The organism is Chloroherpetonaceae bacterium (assembly GCA_033763895.1).
GTDB lineage: Bacteria > Bacteroidota > Chlorobiia > Chlorobiales > Thermochlorobacteraceae > JANRJQ01.
Window position 1 is genome coordinate 541,685 of record JANRJQ010000010.1, and the last position, 19,587, is coordinate 561,271.

General features: G+C 39.6%; 15 protein-coding genes. 11 read left to right on the forward strand and 4 right to left on the reverse strand.

All coding sequences use genetic code 11. The annotated features are described in order from the left end of the window. Positions 1–152: 152 nt before the first annotated feature. Both tmk and purK read left to right on the forward strand, forming a co-directional pair. A complete protein-coding gene (gene tmk, locus SFU91_10375; GenBank protein ID MDX2129428.1) occupies positions 153–794 on the forward strand; it encodes a dTMP kinase in 642 nt (213 codons plus the stop codon). Positions 795–816: 22 nt separating this feature from the next. Next, a complete protein-coding gene (gene purK / locus SFU91_10380; protein MDX2129429.1) occupies positions 817–1,962 on the forward strand; it encodes a 5-(carboxyamino)imidazole ribonucleotide synthase in 1,146 nt (381 codons plus the stop codon). 20 nt (positions 1,963–1,982) lie between these two features. On the opposite strand, the gene SFU91_10385 is transcribed toward purK, so the two are convergent. Next, positions 1,983–2,660, reverse strand: a complete 678-nt coding sequence (locus SFU91_10385; GenBank protein MDX2129430.1) for an ankyrin repeat domain-containing protein — start codon at positions 2,658–2,660, stop codon at positions 1,983–1,985. Between the two features lie 359 nt (positions 2,661–3,019). Between SFU91_10385 and SFU91_10390 the strand changes: the two genes are divergently transcribed. After that, a complete protein-coding gene (locus SFU91_10390; GenBank protein ID MDX2129431.1) occupies positions 3,020–3,478 on the forward strand; it encodes a universal stress protein in 459 nt (152 codons plus the stop codon). Positions 3,479–3,549: 71 nt separating this feature from the next. Here SFU91_10390 and SFU91_10395 read toward each other — a convergent pair whose 3' ends face one another. Next, positions 3,550–4,866, reverse strand: coding sequence for a (Fe-S)-binding protein (locus SFU91_10395; GenBank protein MDX2129432.1), 1,317 nt, complete (start codon positions 4,864–4,866; stop codon positions 3,550–3,552). A gap of 241 nt (positions 4,867–5,107) precedes the next feature. Here SFU91_10395 and SFU91_10400 point away from each other — a divergent pair, with 241 nt between their 5' ends. From SFU91_10400 to SFU91_10435, 8 genes are all read left to right on the forward strand, one after another. Next, positions 5,108–5,974, forward strand: coding sequence for a phosphatase PAP2 family protein (locus SFU91_10400; protein MDX2129433.1), 867 nt, complete (start codon positions 5,108–5,110; stop codon positions 5,972–5,974). Between the two features lie 5 nt (positions 5,975–5,979). Next, complete coding sequence (locus tag SFU91_10405; GenBank protein MDX2129434.1) at positions 5,980–7,461, forward strand: HD domain-containing protein; 1,482 nt, start codon at positions 5,980–5,982, stop codon at positions 7,459–7,461. Between the two features lie 33 nt (positions 7,462–7,494). Further along, positions 7,495–9,600 carry a tetratricopeptide repeat protein gene (locus SFU91_10410; protein ID MDX2129435.1) on the forward strand — a complete coding sequence of 702 codons (2,106 nt, stop codon included), beginning with the start codon at positions 7,495–7,497 and terminating at the stop codon, positions 9,598–9,600. 3 nt (positions 9,601–9,603) lie between these two features. After that, on the forward strand, positions 9,604–11,907 hold the full coding sequence (locus SFU91_10415; GenBank protein MDX2129436.1) for a hypothetical protein: 2,304 nt from the start codon (positions 9,604–9,606) through the stop codon (positions 11,905–11,907). Between the two features lie 104 nt (positions 11,908–12,011). Beyond that, positions 12,012–13,163, forward strand: coding sequence for an acyl-CoA dehydrogenase (locus SFU91_10420; GenBank protein ID MDX2129437.1), 1,152 nt, complete (start codon positions 12,012–12,014; stop codon positions 13,161–13,163). A 146-nt stretch (positions 13,164–13,309) separates the two neighbouring features. Then, on the forward strand, positions 13,310–14,401 hold the full coding sequence (locus tag SFU91_10425) for a vWA domain-containing protein (protein ID MDX2129438.1): 1,092 nt from the start codon (positions 13,310–13,312) through the stop codon (positions 14,399–14,401). 111 nt (positions 14,402–14,512) lie between these two features. Then, positions 14,513–14,803 (forward strand): TRL domain-containing protein, encoded by a 291-nt coding sequence (locus tag SFU91_10430; GenBank protein MDX2129439.1) that lies wholly within the window; start codon positions 14,513–14,515, stop codon positions 14,801–14,803. A gap of 2 nt (positions 14,804–14,805) precedes the next feature. After that, positions 14,806–15,324, forward strand: a complete 519-nt coding sequence (locus tag SFU91_10435) for a hypothetical protein (GenBank protein ID MDX2129440.1) — start codon at positions 14,806–14,808, stop codon at positions 15,322–15,324. A gap of 48 nt (positions 15,325–15,372) precedes the next feature. Here SFU91_10435 and SFU91_10440 read toward each other — a convergent pair whose 3' ends face one another. Further along, positions 15,373–18,411 (reverse strand): efflux RND transporter permease subunit, encoded by a 3,039-nt coding sequence (locus SFU91_10440; GenBank protein ID MDX2129441.1) that lies wholly within the window; start codon positions 18,409–18,411, stop codon positions 15,373–15,375. Between the two features lie 22 nt (positions 18,412–18,433). Then, positions 18,434–19,552 (reverse strand): efflux RND transporter periplasmic adaptor subunit, encoded by a 1,119-nt coding sequence (locus tag SFU91_10445; protein ID MDX2129442.1) that lies wholly within the window; start codon positions 19,550–19,552, stop codon positions 18,434–18,436. Positions 19,553–19,587 lie beyond the last annotated feature (35 nt).

Sequence of the window (19,587 nt, forward strand, 5' to 3'; positions counted from 1 at the left end):
CATAAGTTGAATCCGATTAAGAGTGGAAAGTACAAAACCATTTATTCTTGCATGAAATATTTTGGTATCTAACAAAAATATAATGACTCAAAAAGATATTTACATCATTAATTGAGGTTAAAAGCTAACTTTATCGTTTCAAAAAAAACGCGATGCTTATCAGTTTTGAAGGATTAGACGCTTCAGGAAAATCGACTCAACTGAAGTTATTAGAAAGCCATCTGAAATCGATAGGCAAGGATTCACTTTGCTTACGAGAGCCCGGCGGAATTCTTTTAGGTGAGGAAATCAGAAATATTTTATTGCATCATCAAGAGGAAATCCATCCTACGGCAGAATTGCTACTATTTTTCGCAAGTCGAGCAGAATTGATTGAACGGCGAATTCGACCTGCTTTATTGCGCGGGGAAATCGTCATCCTTGATCGGTTTTATGATTCTACCATTGCTTATCAAGGTTTTGGAAGAGGAATTGACCTTAAAATTATTGAGCAGTTGATTTCTATTGTCACACAAGGTTTAGAGCCAAATCATACTTTTTATCTTGATATTTCGCCAGAAGCAGCGTTCCAACGTAAAACACAACTTGTCGAGTCAAACCAATTCGCTAACCAAGACCGGGGCAATCAACTCGACCGAATGGAACGCTCAGGATTAGAATTCTTTCGGAAAGTTCAAGAAGGGTATCACTATGTGGCAAAGAAATTTCATCATAGGGTGGTAACCTTGAATGCAGAAGAGAACATAGAATCCCTTCATAAAAAAATCGTTTCACAATTGTTCCCTAATATCTAAACCAAAACAAACAGTTTACTCGATGGATTTTTCTAAAGAAATAGTGATCGGAATTTTAGGTGGCGGGCAGCTCGCTAAAATGAGTGCTCAAGCTGCGCAAAAACTTGGTTTTTCGGTGATCATTTTTGAGCAAGACGCCAATGCTCCAGCAGTGAAAATCACTCACAATGCCGTTATCGGACAAGTCTCTGATAAAGAGGCAATTAAGCGGTTTGTCGATAAAGCCTCAGTGATTACGCTCGAAAATGAATTTATCAGTTACGAGGTTTTAGAATACATTGAATCGTTAGGAAAACCGGTCAATCCGGGAGCTGCAACGCTTAGAATTATTCAGGACAAACTTTTACAAAAAGACCATCTGAAAAATGCCGGATTGCCGGTAGTTGAATTTGCGTCCATTGAGTCGCTTCAAGACGCAATTCGTTTTGGCCGAGAAAACGGTTATCCATTTTTATTGAAATCTCGAAAAGGCGGTTATGATGGTTATGGAAATCGAACGATTCACAGCGAAAATCAAATTGCAATTTCACTCACAGAGCTTGGCTTCCCTGAAAAGGGAATTTTGGCTGAAGCGTTTGTGAAATTTCAATCAGAACTTGCGGTAATGGTGGCAAGAAGCAAAAGTGAAAAAGCGGTTGCATATCCCGTGGTTGAAACGATTCATGAAAACCACATATGTAAGTTGGTAAAAGCGCCGGCAATTTTTGACGAAGAATTTTTGTGGGGAGCCAGCGATTTAGCTAGAGCGGCTGTTGAATCTGTGAGAGGAATCGGAATGTTTGGCGTGGAAATGTTTTATACTGAAACCGGATCCTTGTTGATCAATGAAATGGCGCCTCGCCCACATAATTCTGGTCATTACAGCATTGAAGCTTGCACAACCTCACAATTTGAAAATCATATTCGTGCTGTTTTAGATCTCCCGATTGGCGAAGCCACGATGCGAGTCCCTGCTGCCGTTATGATCAATATTTTAGGCAAAAGAAATGCCGCCGTTTCTATGGAGACCATTCAAGCAGCGTTATCAAATAAAAACACCTCGCTTCACATTTATGGAAAGCCGGAGTCGAGAATTGGACGAAAAATGGGTCATATCACTGCGACAGGGCTCGATTTCAAGGAGTGTTTGAAAGCTGTAACAGAAGCAGAGCAAAAAATTGTTCTCTAAATTGCTCAACAATTTCTTGTTTATTTGACTGCCCCTAAGCTCTTAAAAAGTTCAATAATTTCATCGGCTCCTTTATGAGCGGCAAGCATTAAGGCTGTGAATCCCCGCTGATCGACGGCATTGATATCAGCCCCCTTTTCAGTTAGGAGCTTCACCATTTCTGTTTTTCCTGCTAAAGCTGCAAACATTAAGGGCGTTACCCCGATTTTGTTTCTGGCATTGATATCAGCCCCCTTTTCAAGGAGTAGCCGAGCTATCTTTTGATTTCCTTTTAAAGCGGCTCCCATCAGTGCCGTGTTACCAAGCCCATCGGGTAAATCAACCTCAGCACCACTTTCAAGCAATAAGATTAGAACATCATCACTTGCAGTATAAGCGGCAATGATAAGCGGTGTAAAGCCTTTAGCATTCTTTTCGTTAACCTTTATGCCCTTTTCCAAAAACCCTTTAACTCCTTGACGATCATTTACTCGAGCGGCTGAAAAAATATCAATATGAATCGAAGGTGAGGTAGAGGGTGGTTTCGGGATTGACTGAGCTATGATTACTTGTGATTGAAAATCTATACCAATGGTTAAAAGAATTACGGTGTGGAGCATGAAAATAAACTTATCAGATAATCCTACACGCAAAATCTCACGACCGCCGAAGCCCAAATAAAGCAAAGTGAAAATCTTAAGAATCGATTGCATCTTCATAACATTTAGAATGTTTTCGAGATTAATGCTTCAAAATTGAACGAAAAAAGTTATAGTCAAAATCGAACTTTCTTATAAATGGTTAGATTTTATCTATGTTTCGATGTTGATAATTCCCATTTCAAAGTTGATACTTTTTCACGGGCTTAATCTGTAGAAAAGAAACAAGTTATTCATATACATATTGTGACATCAAGAGAAGGAATCAATCAAAAAAACCTTTGGATTACCATCTTGAAAGAGTAATTTTGATTGTTCACATTAAGGGCTCGGCATATGAATTGGAACTACATCGCCGATTTTCTATGAAAACAAAGGAAGTTTCAATGGCTTCCTAACATTCGTGAAAGGAGTAAATTATGTTTGCGTTCAAAAACATTCTGTGCCCCGTTGATTACTCGGATGCCTCTAAAAGTGCCGTTCGTTACGCTGTAGAACTGGCAGAACCTCTCAAAGCTGAAATCCACTTACTCAGCGTGATTCCTCATATTCCTGTTGGTCCCGATATGAGCGTGCCATACATCCCTACTGAACCACACGAAATCGAGGCGGCGTATGAAGATTTGAATAAGTTAAAGAAGGAGCTTATTCCTGATTCGATTAAAACAATGCTATCTGTGATTAGTGGCGACATATCACAAACCATACTTCAAGTTGCTGAAAAGGATCATTCTAATATCATTGTAATGGGATCGAATGGTCGTACCGGACTTTCTCGCTTAATTCTTGGAAGTGTAAGTGAAGCCGTTGTAAGAAAAGCGAATGTACCTGTTTTGGTGACCAAATCAGTCGAAAAGGAAGAGCTTATTGATCATTAAAATCAAAGTTTACCCGATGTAGGGTTAATTCAATTGAGGTTTTGCGAAAAAGCCGGTGAAGAGCCGGCTTTTTATTTTTTCTTTAAGCCCATTAATAAAGCTTCAGAGATGTGAATCGCTTTTGTTTTTAGATGATATTTCTGAATTCCATACCTTAACTGCAATAGACAACCCGGATTAGCTGTTGTGACATAATCAAGATTAAGAGCTCGCAGTGCATTTATTTTGCGTTCAAGAAGTTGCTCCGAGCGGAGTGACTCTGTGAGATTATAGATTCCTGCACTTCCACAACACTCCGGAGAAGAAAGTTCAATAAGATTCTCAAATACGAGGCTTAATAATTGCCTTGGTTCCTTTTTGATTTTTTGCCCGTGCTCCAAATGACAAGCATCTTGGTAAGCAATTCTCTCTTTCAGTTTAGGCAATTGAGGTGAAAAACCTGTTTGGAATAAAAATTCAGAGAGATCATATACTTTAGGATTTCTTGGAGTTATTTCGGCTCCTTCGCGCGTGGAGTTCATTTTATCCAAAGAATGTTTTAACCACGAGCCACAGCCCGCAGAATTAACGATCAACGGAATCCCTTCGCTCGATAATTTGAAAATTTTTTGAGCGAGCTGTTTGCCCTCTTCTCCAAAGCCATTATGCGCATGAAGTGCACCGCAACACAAGCTTTCGCGGGAAATAATGACCTCAAAACCGTGGGATTGAAGCAACTGAAGCGTGGCAAGATGTTCTTGATAAAACGCGTGATTCATGATGCAGCCGGTAAATAGACGAACTTTATTGGGGTTGGAACTTTTGGGAACATCCGTTTTGACAGATTGATGAAAAGGTTGTTCTGAAAATTTTGGAGAAAGATTCCACGAGCGCATAAGGGAAAGAGGAAGATGGCGACTTAAGGAGGTTTCTTGTAGAAAAAAAAGAATTTTAGAAAAAACGGTAAGTAGCCAAGGGGTTGCAATTATTTTAAGCCCCAAAGCAATAAGAATAGATTTAAGTTTTTGTTGTTTCATTTCTTCACTTTGAAGCAAGTTTTTTGCGGCCTCAAAAATTGATTCATATTCAACCCCTGCGGGGCAAGCCGTTTGGCAGGCTAAACATCCTAAACAGCTATGAATACTCTCCGATATTTCGTTCGAAAGTTGAATTGCTTCGGAATTTGGCTCAAGTAGGTTAGCCGAATGAATATCGCTTGATTGCTCGTAAAGAAGCCGTGTTAATTGAATTCTTCCTCGCGGAGAGTACTTTTCGAGTGGATCCAACGAATAAGTGGGGCAATGAGGAAGGCAAAATCCGCATTGCATACAGTTCAATAAAGTATTATCGGTAAGTGATGCAAGCGCATGAGGATTCGCATTGGAGAGAGATTTCACTTCAGTTGTCATAATAAATAAATTATAGTTTTCTCTATGATAATGATTTTCAAACGTTGAAAAATTGGGGTGAATCAATAAATGTGTCAAGGTGTTATCTTTCGCTTAAGAAACATAATACCAAACGTTAACAAAAGCCTCGGTGAAACCATCAACATTGCCGTTACTGCCAATTAAATTTTTTTTGTTTTTTGCTACAAGTCTTCCTTTTTATAGTTATTGCTTTTCGCAGGTTCGTCAAGAAATATTAGTTGTGCAATCCATAAAAAAAAATGGAAGTACAGTTAAGCCAATTGACAATCACGCTTCCAGTATGGGTTTTGATTCAACAAACTTAGAGGGTGTTGGACAAAATCAAAAATTTACTTTATGGAGTGAATCGAGTTTAGGGATTCGTGATATTGGTATGGCAGTGAAAGAACCATTCCATATCACTGAAAAAGGATGGATGAAGCTTGGCGGGGTATTAACTATTACCGGATTAGCTTTTTTAGTTGATAATGATATTAGGGGAATTTTGCAGCGTAATCATACACCCACCGTAGATAATTTTTTTCAAATTGGTGAGCGTTACGGTAGCCCTGTAATTCCTTTGTCTGTTTCAACGCTAATGTTTTCGGGAGGATTGATTTTTCAAAATGAATGGTCAACCTCAACCGGTCGAATGGCGTTAGAAGCAGTTGCAATCAGCGGAATTACATCGTTTTTTCTTAAAAGCATTATTGCACGGTCTCGTCCGGTGACGAATCAAGGCGCGTTTCATTTCAATCGGCCATCATTTGCATTTGTTTCTGATCAAGATGCATTTCCTTCCGGTCATACTACGGTTGCTTTTGCGCTTTCTACTGTTTTTAGCAGAAGAATCCAGAATGTTTGGGCATCAATTGGCTTATATACCCTTGCATCGATGACTGCTCTAAACCGAATGTATGACGATCGGCATTGGCTTTCAGATACAATTCTTGGTGCTTTTATTGGGATTGCCGTGGCGAATTTTATCGTCGATATTAATGAACCTAACGAATATAAGATTAACGACCTCGATTCAAATCCATTGCCTCCAAAAGTTTCATTAGGGTTTACGCCGAATGGCACAATGGGCTTGCAAATTAATTTTTGAGAAAAATGGTCAGTGAAAAAATTTTGCACTCCGCAGTTCAAATCGCCATCTTAAAATCGCTCTCTGAACTTGCATATCAAAAAGGGTTACCCATTTATGCTGTCGGCGGTTTTGTACGTGATATTTACCTCAATCGGTCATGTAAGGACATTGACATAATGGTCATTGGGGAACCGATTGCTTTTGCAGAAGAGGCAAGAAAGTTACTGAACGGTTGGGGCTTTGCCGTATTTGAACGATTTAGAACTGCTCGTTTTATCACGCGTGACTCCGTATTGGGTGAAATTAATCTGGAATTTGTTGGAGCAAGAAAAGAAAGTTACAACCACGATTCCCGTAAGCCAATTACAGAAGTCGGTACTTTAGAAGATGATCTCTCCCGCCGCGATTTCACCATCAACGCATTGGCAATATCACTTTCAGAGGAGAATTTTGGTGAAGTGATCGATCTCTTTAATGGCTTTAGCGATTTACAAAATCGACGGTTAAAAACACCGCTTGACCCGAAGTCAACTTTTTCCGATGATCCACTTCGAATGATGCGTGCGGCAAGATTTGCTTCACAATTAAATTTCTCAATTGACCCTGCAGCCTTGGATGCAATGAGCGAAATGCATGAGCGATTGAAAATTGTTTCGCAAGAGAGGGTTACTGATGAGTTTATTAAGATTATGAAATCTCAAGTTCCATCGGTGGGAATTGACATCCTCTATAAAACGAAATTGCTTGGGGTCTTCTTTCCTGAGCTTCCTGTAATGGCTGGCGTTGAGCAAGTCGATGGGCTAGGCCACAAAGATACTTTTTATCATACCTTAAAGGTCTTGGATAACGCAGCCGCAATGAGCGACGATCTATGGCTAAGAATGAGCGCACTCTTGCATGATATCGCTAAACCAAAAACAAAAAAATTTACGCCGGGTCGAGGATGGTCATTTCACGGGCATGATGCTTTGGGTGCTAATATGATACCAAAGGTTTTTCGAAGAATGAAGTTTCCGATGGAACATGTGGATTTTGTTCAAAAGATGGTCAGGCTTCATCTGCGCCCAATCCCATTATCAAGGGAGGAAATCTCTGATGCGGCGATTCGTCGATTGATTTTTGATGCTGGGGAGCATTTGGAGCAATTAATGACGCTTTGCAAAGCAGATGTGACAAGTAAGAACCCAAAAAAAGTTCAACGAATCATATCTAATTTTGCAAAGGTTCAAGAAAAGATTTCTCAGGTTAGGGAAAAGGACTTACTCTCACAATGGCGGCCGCCAATCAGTGGAAATGATATTATGTCTTTGTTTAACTTACCTGAAGGAAGAGAAGTGGGATTGCTTAAAAAGGCAGTTGAAAATGCTATTATTGACGGGTTGATTCCGCACGAGCACGACGCGGCAATCGAATTTGTGAAGGAGCGTTACCGCCAAATGCAATTGGAAAATTCCGGCGAAAAAAAATTGCCCAATCAAGTTGCAAAATCCAAAGGGCAGTCATAATCGGCTTTAATTGATTCATAGATCAAAGGTATCATGCAGGTAAACAGCATCGAAATAAATCGAAGAAAAGGTTTTGGAATCGTATTCATGTACTTGGTGATTTTTGTCTTCAGTCAAATAGGTTGCAATGAAGAGAAAAAAGCAATTACCCCAAGAAGAGAATCGGATTCCATATTCTCCGTGGCAATGAGACATGAATTTAAGAGTGACTATGATTCAGCTTTAACAAGTTATCAGCAGTTATTACAGAGAGATTCGACTTCTCAAATTGCAGGGATGGCACTTCTTCGTTCCGGCGATATACACCAGCGTTTTGGTCGATGGGAAAAGGCCGAAGAAGCTTTTGGCAAAACAATTTATTTCTCAGAAATACGCCCGATGTCTTTATGGGCTCGCGCTTCGCTCATTTTTCGAATTCGTCCTACACAAGTTCCTGATTCGCTCATCAATGAGCTCATTTATAATTCAACGATGAATGATACGGCTCAATTCATTTTAGGAAAAGCCTATTACTTGAAAGAAAAATATGTGGAGTCGGAAAAATCATTTTCGGCCATTCGAGATGTTCGTCAATTGATTTACCTCAGGGCATTGATCTATCAAATTCTCATTGCACAGCGTCAGCAAAATCAATCGGCTTTCAATAAATATGTCAGTGCCTTCAAAGCCGGCTGTACCGGTCAATCACTTCAGACGGTTTTTTTGAATCGTCAGGATGCTTTTTATCAACAAATCAATGAAATCGTTGAAGAGGGGTCGGAAATCGCTCAGATTCGTGAAAGCCTGATTTCCCTTGTGCGATACGCGAAAGGAGCTGGTGCGGGAGAGTATAAGCCTTATCAAGCTTGGTTTGAACTTTATGAAGAAACCCTTACTCGAACGCAAACTGCAGATTCAAAGCGGGCGCAAATGGTTTTTGAAAAAAATAATTTTGAGATTGGCGTTTTAATGTCGCTGATAAACTCGGGTCTTAATTCTTCTTATAACACCGAGGAAAGAATTCGATTTTTAATTGAAGCACTAAAAATAGAGGAAGAATATCGCGGGTTTCCATTGCCGCTCCTCTTCAGAAATCAAGTGGAGAGAGCGCATCAAATTTTACCCGAACTCTTGATTGAAAAAGCCCAGCAATTAGAATCATTTGAAATTGCTGAGCGGATTAAGATGGTCAAATTGCGGCAAAGTATAACGAACAATCTCCCCTATAAAATCAGGCTTGAAAGTAAAAATTCAATTCCGGGAGTTGATGAGTTAGTTTCATTTATCAAACAAGAAGAGCGGCTTTCTCATTTGGTTAGGTTGGAACAAGAATCGTTTTTGATTGAAGATGATCGTGATCGAGAAGTAAAGCTAACAGCGCTACAACCGACAATCGATCAAGAAAGAAATGCTTATTTCGAACAGCTGAATAAAATTAAAAATATTACGCTCTCTTTGGGGGAAGTTCTTTTACCAACGCCGATGACCGTCGCTCGTTTGAAATCTAACCTAGAGGCAGATGAAATCTATATTGATTTTTACTTTGGAGATAAACGCTCAAGAGCCATCTTAATTTCAAAAAATTCGATTGAAATTTACCCGCTTGAAATCACGAAAAAAAGATTGAATGACCTGCTTGAATCTGTCACTTGGGAAGACATTTCATCGAGAACTTTTCAATTGAAATCGAACCGCCACCCTGAAGCCCATCTTAGATTAAATAACCTTTTTCAAAAAATTATTCAACGCGTTGAAAAAGAAAAACGATTGATTTACTCAACCAACGTCATGATTCAAATTGGATTATTTGGCAGTAATGATTTTCTACAGTATAAAATGCCGATTTCATTCGTGAATTCTGCGGCTCAAGTCTCTGAGGAATTTAGACCAATTTCGGGCTCTCCAATAATGATAATTTCGGAAGATAAGGTTGAATCTTCATTCCCAATGATTCTCATCTTAAAGCAACGCGTTATTCTTGAAATGGATGTAAAGTATATTCGAAACGAATCGAAAAATGAGCCTTCTTTTGTTCGTGGCTATTCACCCAATCGTTTTGAAACGGTTGGAAGAGTTTCAGAACTATTTTATGAACAACTTCCTGCTGCAAGAAAAAATGAAAGCCGTGATTGGTTTAACTATCTTTCATTTGGAAATTAACCGATGAAGAAGCCCCTCGCTTCTCTTCATTTGCCTCTCCAACTCTGCTCCTTTGGTTTGGGGGTTGCACTTACTCAGGTTTCACTTCTGAAAGATTTAGGATATGAAAGTGCGTTGATTTCCGGGCTAATACTCCCTTTAATTCACGGCTATTATTGGTTAGAAAAATCAAAAAGAGATTCTGAAGCAATCGACTTAAGTCATTATAGAATCAAATTATTAAATATTAGCCTTTCGTTTCTGCTTGTTCCCTTAGTGAATTTTATTCTCACACTTGGTCAACAGTGCAACTTCATCGAAGGCCTTATTTGGTACATACTGGGTGCGGGTTTGGGAAGCGTTTTTTCGGTTTCACTTGCTACAGTAATTAGCCAATTAAAGTTAAAGTATCCACGGTTAAGTTTTACAACTATTGTTTTTTTTCTATTACTCATAGATCCACTTTGGCGATTTTGGTTAACCCCACAAATTTTTTTCTTTAATCATTTCTTCGGTTTTTTTGCAGGCTCTATTTATGATGAAGCAATAAGCCTTGAGCCTCGATATTTCTTATTTCGATTTGAAACGCTTCTTTGGTCAATCGCATTAATTTCCTTTGCGTTTCGAAATCTCGCAAAAAGGAACATTTTCTTTTCGTTGCTCTTTTCGCTCTTAGCCTTTGGAATCAGATTATTTCATGAGCCGATTAACCTTTCAAGTTCACATCTCGCAATTGAAAATCAGCTTTCTAAAGTCACCCCAACTGAGAACTGGTATGTTCCGAAATCAGTAAATCAAATTGAAAAAGAAAGAATACGAGTACGAATACAGCGTGAAATTAGAAGTCTTCAAAAGGTTTTGAACATAAATTCAGTTCATAACTACAGGATTTATGTCTATGCCGACGCAGAAGAAAAGAAACGGTTTACAGGTGCAGAAGAAACAGAATTTACCAAGATTTGGCGTGGTGAAATTCATATCACATTACAAGGGTTTGATCGAACGATTCGTCACGAGTTGGTTCATCTGATGATGGGAGAGGTCGGAATCAATGGAATTGGGATTTCAGCAAGTATCGGGCTTATTGAGGGAATTGCGGTTGCATTTGAAACACCCTCTGAAGAATGGACGAATGAAGAGCTTTCAGCGGCGTTATTAAAATTTAGCCTTGCTCCCGCATCAATGGAATCTTTACTGAGTGCTCAAGGATTCTGGGGAGGGTTAAGTTCTACAAGCTATACTTTGATGGGCTCTTTTGTAAAGTTTTTAATCGAGAAATATGGTATCGAAAAGTTTAAGTCGGTTTATGCTTGGGCAAATTTTGATGAAGTGTATGGAAAAACACATCAAGCGCTCCTTACCGAATGGATCCAATATCTAAGTTCCATTCAATTTCCTTCGGAGCTTGAGTCATATCTAAGATATGTATTTGAACGTCAAAGTGTATTCCAAGCGCGATGCCCACACCAAATCGCGCGCAAATTAAAAGAAGCCCGTTCGCTTTCAGCTAAAAAAGAGTTTGACAAAGCAACTCGATTATTTGAAGAAGTTATTGCGCTCTCCGGGCGAAGCAGAAATGCGGCAGTTCAAGGGTTATTAAGCAATGAACTTCGGAGAATAACAAGCGCCATTTCCGTAGATTCGGCAATTGAGTCTCTTTTAGATTATGAAAGCAACCTACAATCGCGTGGGATTCGGAATCAATTTGAACAATGTTTTCTGAAAGTAGAGCCCCTAACCTTCAACCAAAAAAAGCAAGAAGCAATCCAATATCAGCTTGCTTCGTCAATGCTTTGGAGCGGCGTTGGAACGAAAGAAAAAATTGATTCGCTTTTTGAGCTAGTTTACAATCAACATCTCTCATCGTCGTTCGACATTGCTTCAATCATAGGAAAAGAGATCAATCAACGGTTAGGTTCTCAACCGTGGATGAACCCTTTTATCAAAGACTTTCAAAAATTGCATTCTTATCAATCCAGAGTGAAAGAAATTTCCGATACAACGGCTTTTGATTTTGAAACAGAAGTCATTTTACGAATCGCTCTTGAGCGAAGAAATCTGCTTCGAGCTGATACGTTGAATTCATTTCCCTCATTCCTAGACAATCGTTTTGAAAGCGGCTTAGATTTATTGAACTCTCCTTTTAGGGCAATGATTAAAATGGAATGGTTTCGATTAAAATTTGAACAAGCTCTAAAAAGCGGGCAGATGGATATTATTGACCAAGCCGGTAATGCCTATACAAATGCAACATCTCAACATCCCACGCAACTGGCCAAACGGCGTTGGATTCGTCATCATCTTGATTTGTATCAGACAGGCAATTAAGCTGCAAAATAATTATCAAGTTAAGCCGTTTTTTTATCCTTTGGGTTTCATGCCCCTTTTCTAAATTGTATAGCAAGAACTTTGAACACTTATCCAATATGACAATGAATTTCAATTACACCGAAGAGCAGCTCATGATTCAAGAGACAGCTCGCACATTTGCACAGAACGAAATTAAAGACGCCATAGAGCGAGATGAAAAAAGCGAATTCCCATACGAAATATGTATGAAGCTCGCTGAACTTGGTTTTCTTGGCATGACCGCACCTGTTGAATATGATGGTGGTGGTATGGATACTGTAAGCTATGTCCTTGCAATGGAAGAGATTTCAAAGGCCGATGCCTCTGTAGGCGTGATTCTTTCAGTCAATAACTCTTTGGTTTGCTGGGCAATTAATGAATATGGCACTCCCGAGCAGAAAGAGAAATTTCTACGTCCGCTTGCAAAAGGATTAAAAGACGGAAAACTTTGCATCGGTGCTTTTTGCCTTTCCGAACCAAATGCAGGAAGCGATGCAACCGCACAAACTACAACTGCGATTCAAGACGGCGATTTCTATGTTTTGAATGGAATCAAAAATTGGATTACCAACGGCACTACATCCGAGTATTACCTTGTGATGGCGATGACCGATAAAAGCAAGGGTTCGCGCGGAATCAGTTGCTTCATTGTTGAACGTGGAACACCCGGATTTGAAATCCTCAAGAAAGAAAAGAAAATGGGTATTCGCTCAAGTGATACCTGTTCGTTAGGCTTTACCGATTGCCGTATATCAAAAGAGAATCTTTTGGGTGCAGAAGGAGAAGGATTCAAGATTGCGATGAGAACACTTGATGGCGGCCGTATCGGAATCGCTTCGCAAGCATTGGGAATCGCGGCGGCATCGCTTGAACGCTCCATCAAATATGCCAAAGAGCGTCATTCTTTCGGAAAAATGATTATCGATCATCAAGCTATTCAATTTAAGCTTGCCAATATGGCAACAGAGCTTGATGCGGCAAGATTGCTCACGATTCAAGCGGCGTCACTGAAAGATCAGCATTTGCCCTACTCTCGCGCTGCAGCAATGGCAAAACTCTATGCATCCAAAATTTCAGTAAAGGCTGCACTTGAAGCGATACAGATTCACGGCGGATATGGGTATGTGCAAGAGTATGAAGTGGAACGCTATTTAAGAGATGCAAAAATTACAGAGATTTATGAAGGAACTTCAGAGGTTCAGCATATTGTCATTGCAAGAGATCTTTTGAAATAGAATGAGTTTGTGATAGAATGATTCTATCCCGATAGATTTAACCTATAATTAAACAGGTTTGATTTTATTTTGTAAAGGATAAAAATTTTGATTCGTGATTTAAAATGAACGCTGTTATGAAACATAAGCTCTAACCTTCAATCTCTATGAGAAAAGCATTTTTCACTCTTCTTTCAACCTTTTTCATAATTATTTTTATATCCTCCTGTGACTCGCTTGATTCAAATGGCGATGACATCAACTCGGACATTCCTCAAGACCCGGGGGGAAATCTTCCTCAGACCACAATTAACAACCTGAGACCTTCAGGGATTTTCGAAAGAACTGCGAATAACGAGAGGCGAATTCGTATTTCTTTAATTGGACTGATTGATCCGGTTACTGCTCAACCGATTGAGCTTGTAGGGAATTCAACGGTTTTTGTAGCAGAAAACGATGTCATAAAAGGGTTAAAAGTTACTAAGGTCGGGAATGATAATACGCTTGCTTCAGATTTGGTTTTTGTGGTTGATAATTCAGGTAGTATGGGTCAAGAAGCCGATAGTATTGCATTAAAAATTATTGATTTCACAAATCTTCTAACAAGTCAAGGGATTAACCTTCGGGTAGGTTGTGTCGGATATTCGGGAAATGTTACCGGTGCAATTAATCTAACGAATGCGACCGGTCTTGAATCCTATTTGAAGAGACCTTCCCGAACGGGGACTTCTCGAACTGTTGGTTTTACAGGCACGGATTCAGCAAGATTTCAAACAACTGCATCAACATTTTCTTCCGGTGTAGGAGGTGAAAATGGAATTGTTGGAATTCGTTTTGCTGATTCACTCTTTTCTTGGAGAACAGGGGCGCAACGGATATATATCAACTTTACAGACGAACCCACCCAACCCGGAAGTCGGCCGTGGTTTTCAACAAACGGGTTTCTTCAAAGTTGGCAACTAAACCGAGGAACAATTCATACTGTATGGAGTAATGGAGATACCACGCTTTTTGGTACAGAATCTGCCTCTCGTGAAAAACCTTGGCGTTTATCCAACGGAACAGGCGGAACAATTAAATGGGTAAGTTCAAATGCAAACGGATTAAACTTGACCACGTTGCCTGTTACTGGTGCTGTACTAAATAGCTATTTGATTGAATTTATAAGCACAAATCCCAATGACTCCAATACAGTAAAAATTATTGTCAAAAATGGAACCACGTCTGATGGGCAATCGGTGTTTCGTGTTAAGTATTAGAAATGATTAATAGAAGAAGTTGAATGATTTCAAATAGAGGGGGGCGAAAGCCCCTTATTTTTTCAATTTCGCACGCTAAAGGTTAAATTTATATAACCAAATTATCTACCTATGAAACACCTACCGCGTTTTACCTTCGTTCTTATCATCTCATTCTTACTGTGCTTAACATCTTGCACAACGACTTTGCCCGTTGCTTACACGGGGAATCCGATTGGAACAAAAGTTGGAAAAACAATCAATACCAGATATTGTTTCTTTTTTTTCTCAAATCCGAATTTCAGTGTCCTTAGCGCAGCCAAAGAAGCGGGGATTACAAAAATTTCAAGTGTGGAGATTTCTGAAACAACTGCCTTCTTAGGTTTCATTCAAACTTACACCCTAATCGTAACAGGAGAATAACAATGAAAAGCATTTATTTTTTGGGAATGTTTGTGGTAATTACCCTCTTTGAGTCATGCACGACTAATAGCTACAAATACCTCTCCCATAAAGGACTTGTGAGTCATTATCATGATCTACCACTCTATAAATTCGAAACTACTCAAAAACTAATCTTAGATATTACAGTTTTAGAAACCGATACTCTAAATGTTACTTTTCATTTCTCGTTAGACAATGTCAATTCATCACAGTTTAAGTTTCTTAATGCAACATCAAAGGTTTCAACAAGTAATGCAATTGATTCCGCTAAAAGCAAAAGTTTTACTTTCTCTGATTTAAAGATTATTTATTTAGACTTAAAGAATAATATGGTTCGTTATGAAGCAAAAATGAGCGAATCAGATTTTCTACAATGGATTCAATTAAACTCCTGTTCGATTTCTTTAAGTTCAAATACTTATAGTTCAGTCTATTATCCAGAGTTTAGATTTATAAATGGAGTGAACTTAATCAAGGAAAGTTTTCGGCATAAACTTTAGTATGTGTTTAGAGTATAAAAGGGCTTGAACAAGCCCTCTTCTTTTATCCTATCGTTTTTCGATTTCAGGTGGAAGAAGTTGATACATCACCGGCGTAACAAGTCGAGCAAGAAGGGTGGATGAAATCAAGCCGCCGATGATAACAATGGCAAGCGGTGAATAAAGCCCGGAACCTTCAATTGCGATGGGAATTAAACCGCCAATCGCTGTCGCGCTTGTGAGTAAAACAGGTACGAAACGTATCTCGCCCGCTTTTTGAATTGCCTCCATTAATTCTGTCCCTTCTGCCCGAAGTTGATTGGTAAAATCGACCAATAAAATCGAGGTTTTGATTTCAATCCCCATTAGCGCAATAAATCCAATCACCGCAGTAAATGAAAGTGTATAGCCGGTAAGGAGCAAGCCGAGCATTCCGCCTACAACACCAAGCGGAACAACGCTAAACACGATTAATGTGCTTCTGAAACTTCCAAATTCCAAAACCAAAACCGCAAAGATGCCAAAGGTTGCAATAAGTATGATTGAACCGAATCCGCCGAAACTCTCTTCGCGGCTCTCGATTTCGCCGGCTGCCGTGAATGTATAACCCTCTGGAAATCGGTAGGCATTGAGCTCTTTAAGAATTTCCTTCGTAATCCGGTCAGTATTGAACCCTGTTTTTACATAGGATGTTATGGTAACAACTCGATCTTCATTAAAGTGATTAATCTTCGTGGGTGAAGAAACAAACGAAATGCTTGCCACTTGACGAAGTGGAATCATTGCACCATTAACTGATGCAACATGCAAGTGATCCAACACCTCAAGGGTCGGTTTACGCTCTCTTGGCAATGTTAATCGCAAGTCCATTTCATCGCCATTGCTTTCACGAACTTTTCCTAGCGAGAGACCGGCAATGGCCATTCGCACATTTTTTTCAAGTTCTGCAATCGGAACGCCCAGCAAACCTGCTTTTTGATGATCAATATCAATCTTAAGGTCTGTCTTTGAAACTTGAACCGGATTATTAATGTAAATTGTCCCTTCAACAGAGGCAATGATTTGTTCAACTTGCTCTGCCATTTTTTTAAGGGTATCAAGGTTTTCCCCTTTGACACGAATCGCGATTGGTGCATCGATGGGCGGTCCGTTTTCAAATTCCTTTAATTCAATTTTCACTCCGCTGTAAGCATTAAATTGAACTCTTAAAGAATCAAAAAAGCGTACGGTTTTAACCTCATGATAATGTTTAACTTCAGCGAAGATTTCAGCAACATTATTCTTTTCCTCTCGCGGAAAGACATTGTAATAAATCCTTGGGTTTCCCTTACCAATGTTGGTGTTCATCCAAGCCACTTCCCCCGATTCTCGCAATACTTTTTCGACATATTCAGCCGCCCGATTGGTTTCTACAAGGTTTGTTCCGTCCGGGGCTTCGATGGTTATTAGGAACTGTGGAATTCCTGCTTTGGGGAACAAACTAAATCCGATAATTGGAATGGTTGTCAGGCTCAAAAGAAACACGCCTAAAGCAAGAAGAAGCGTTTGTTTCGGATGCTTTAACGCCCATTGAAGAATTCTTGCATAAGACCACTCAATGAAGCGGGTTAGTAATTGCAAAAAGCGGTTCCCGTGTTCACCTTCATCGATTAAGATTCGACTTGAAAGAAAGGGAACAATTGTAAGGGATACAATCAGCGATGCAAAAACCGTGACGACCACGGCAACCGGCATACTTCGAATGTACTGTCCGGGGTTTCCGGGTAAAAACACTAAAGGCAAAAATGCAAAAATTAGAGTTGCGGTTGCGCCTATAACTGCCACATTGATTTGCTTTGTTGCTTCTATCGCTGCTGAAATAGGCTTGTAACCCATTCGTAAAAATCGCGAAGTATTTTCAACAACCACAATTGAATCATCGACTAAGAGCCCTAACGCAATCACAAAGCCAACGATCGAAAGTTGATTAATATTGTATCCAAAAAGATCAAGCATAAAAACGCCCATTAAAAGCGAAAGCGGAATAGAAACCATCACCACAAGTGACGCGCGAATCCCAAGCGGCAACAGTGTAATAAGCACCAGTAAAATGGCAATCACGAAATCTCGATTTAACCCTCCAAGCCGGTGTGCAACATTTTTTGCTTGATCAAACCCTTGCTCTAATTCAATTTGTGACGGTAACTCTTTTCGAAACGAGGTCACTACTTCTTCAATCGATTCCCGAACTGTAAAAATATTTTGCCCACTCTTAAGTGAAGCAGTGACAAAAATTGCACGCTTTTCATTGAATCTTGCAAAGTAGTTCTGCTCTTCAGGAATTAATTCAATGGCTGCAATGTCTTTCAAACGAACGATGTTACCGCCATAAGCTCCGACAACCGTTTGCTCTACTTCACTTTTTGATCGGTAATTGCCGCTTGTTTTTACATTGAATTTCTTTTTTCCAATGTCAATACTACCTGCTGGAATATTGGCGTTTTCGGATTGAATGGATTGGATCACTTGATTAAGTGAAAGCTTTATCGCAACCAGTTTTGAAATATCAATCGAAATTCTAACCTCTTGTTTCGGGACAGCATGAATTTCCGATTCCTTTACTCCGCCAATGTTTCCGAGCGATTTCTTTAAATCCTTTCCGAAAGATTCAAGTAACTTGTAAGAGGCATCTTCCGAAACCAAAGCAAATTGGATAATGCTGACATCGGTAGGAGAAATTTTTCTTACCTCAAGACTATATAAATCTTGTGGTAAACTTGGGCGAATAACATTTAGCTCTCGCAGGATTTCATCATATTTCTCCTCCGGATCTTCACCGGAATTGAATTCAACACGAATGATTGCAAGCCCATCCTCAATGTCTGTTTTGATTGATTTGATATTATCAAGGGTACTGATTTTTTCCTCAATTGGATCAACAACAATCTCCTCAATATCTGAAGGGCTTGCACCCGGATATATTGCAGTAATCACTGATCCTGCAAAGGTGATTTGTGGATCTTCTGACCTCGAGATGTTGATGAACGAATTGATTCCAATAGCCATCAATGCAAGAAAAACAATGATGGTAAATTGATATCGCTTCACCGAAAATTCAATGATGTTCATTGCTGTATTTTATTTGGTAGGTTTATTGGGTCTGTGCGATTTCTGCGCCATCCTTTAGATATGGTGCGCCCTCTGTAATGACTTCCGAAACAGACTCCGGAAAATTGATAATGGCCAGCTTTTCATGATGAATAAACGCAAATTGAACTTGTATTTTTTTTGCCTTTAATGAGTTTGAGTCCTTGGAAAATACAAAGCCACTTTTACCATCTCCTTCAAGAAAAGCTTCGATTGGAATGAGGGCATATGTTTTTTGCGGCGTTGGATAGATGGTTACCTTTGCGACAAGGCCGGAAAGCACGCGTTCAGGTGAGGTCAAAAGCCGTAATTCTGTCTCGAAGGTTCCTGTGCCTTGCGATGCAGTGCCTGAAATTTGACTAATGACGGCTTTACTTATTAAATCGGGATACCCTTCCAAAGTGACTTCAGCGCGGTCTCCAACGCGAACACGAACGGCTTCTACGCCTGAAAGCCCAACCTTAACCACATACCCTTGCGAGTAATTTGATAATTGAAGGATAGGCATACCGGCATTGACCAATTCATTTTCTTCTGAATACTTTTTGAGAACTTTCCCGGAAGTCGGTGCCTTAATAGAGGCAAATTGTTGGTTAAAGGAGGCAATGGTATAATTCGATTTTGCTACCTCAAATCCGGTTGTTGCGTCTTGTAATTGCTCAAGTGTTGCCACCTTATCGGCATATAAATTCTTTACCCTAGTCAAATCACGTTCGGCTTTTTCCAATCCATTTTTAGCTTTAATTACCTCAGCATTGATTTCGGATAAATTCAGTGTCGCGAGAAGTTGCCCTTTTTGCACCGTCATTCCTTCACGAACAAAAATCTTTTCGACAATCCCCCCAATCTTAAATGAGAGTCTCGATTCCTCCTTTGCCATTACCAAACCGGTGCATTTAATCGGTTCAGCAATCTGTAAACGCTCGACGGGCGCTGTTGTAACTTGAATCGGCTTTTGTGCTTCTTCATTTCTTACGGTGTTTTTACATCCATTTGCAAAAATGATAAGTGAAAGCACAGCGATACAAAAAAATGTTAATGTCTTGTAAGCCGAAGTGTTTACAAAGAGCGGCTTTTCAAGCTGTAAGAGAAGCCGCAACGGTTCTTTTCTAATACGATTCATAGGTTGAATTTTATTTTTAATCATTGGTAACAGAC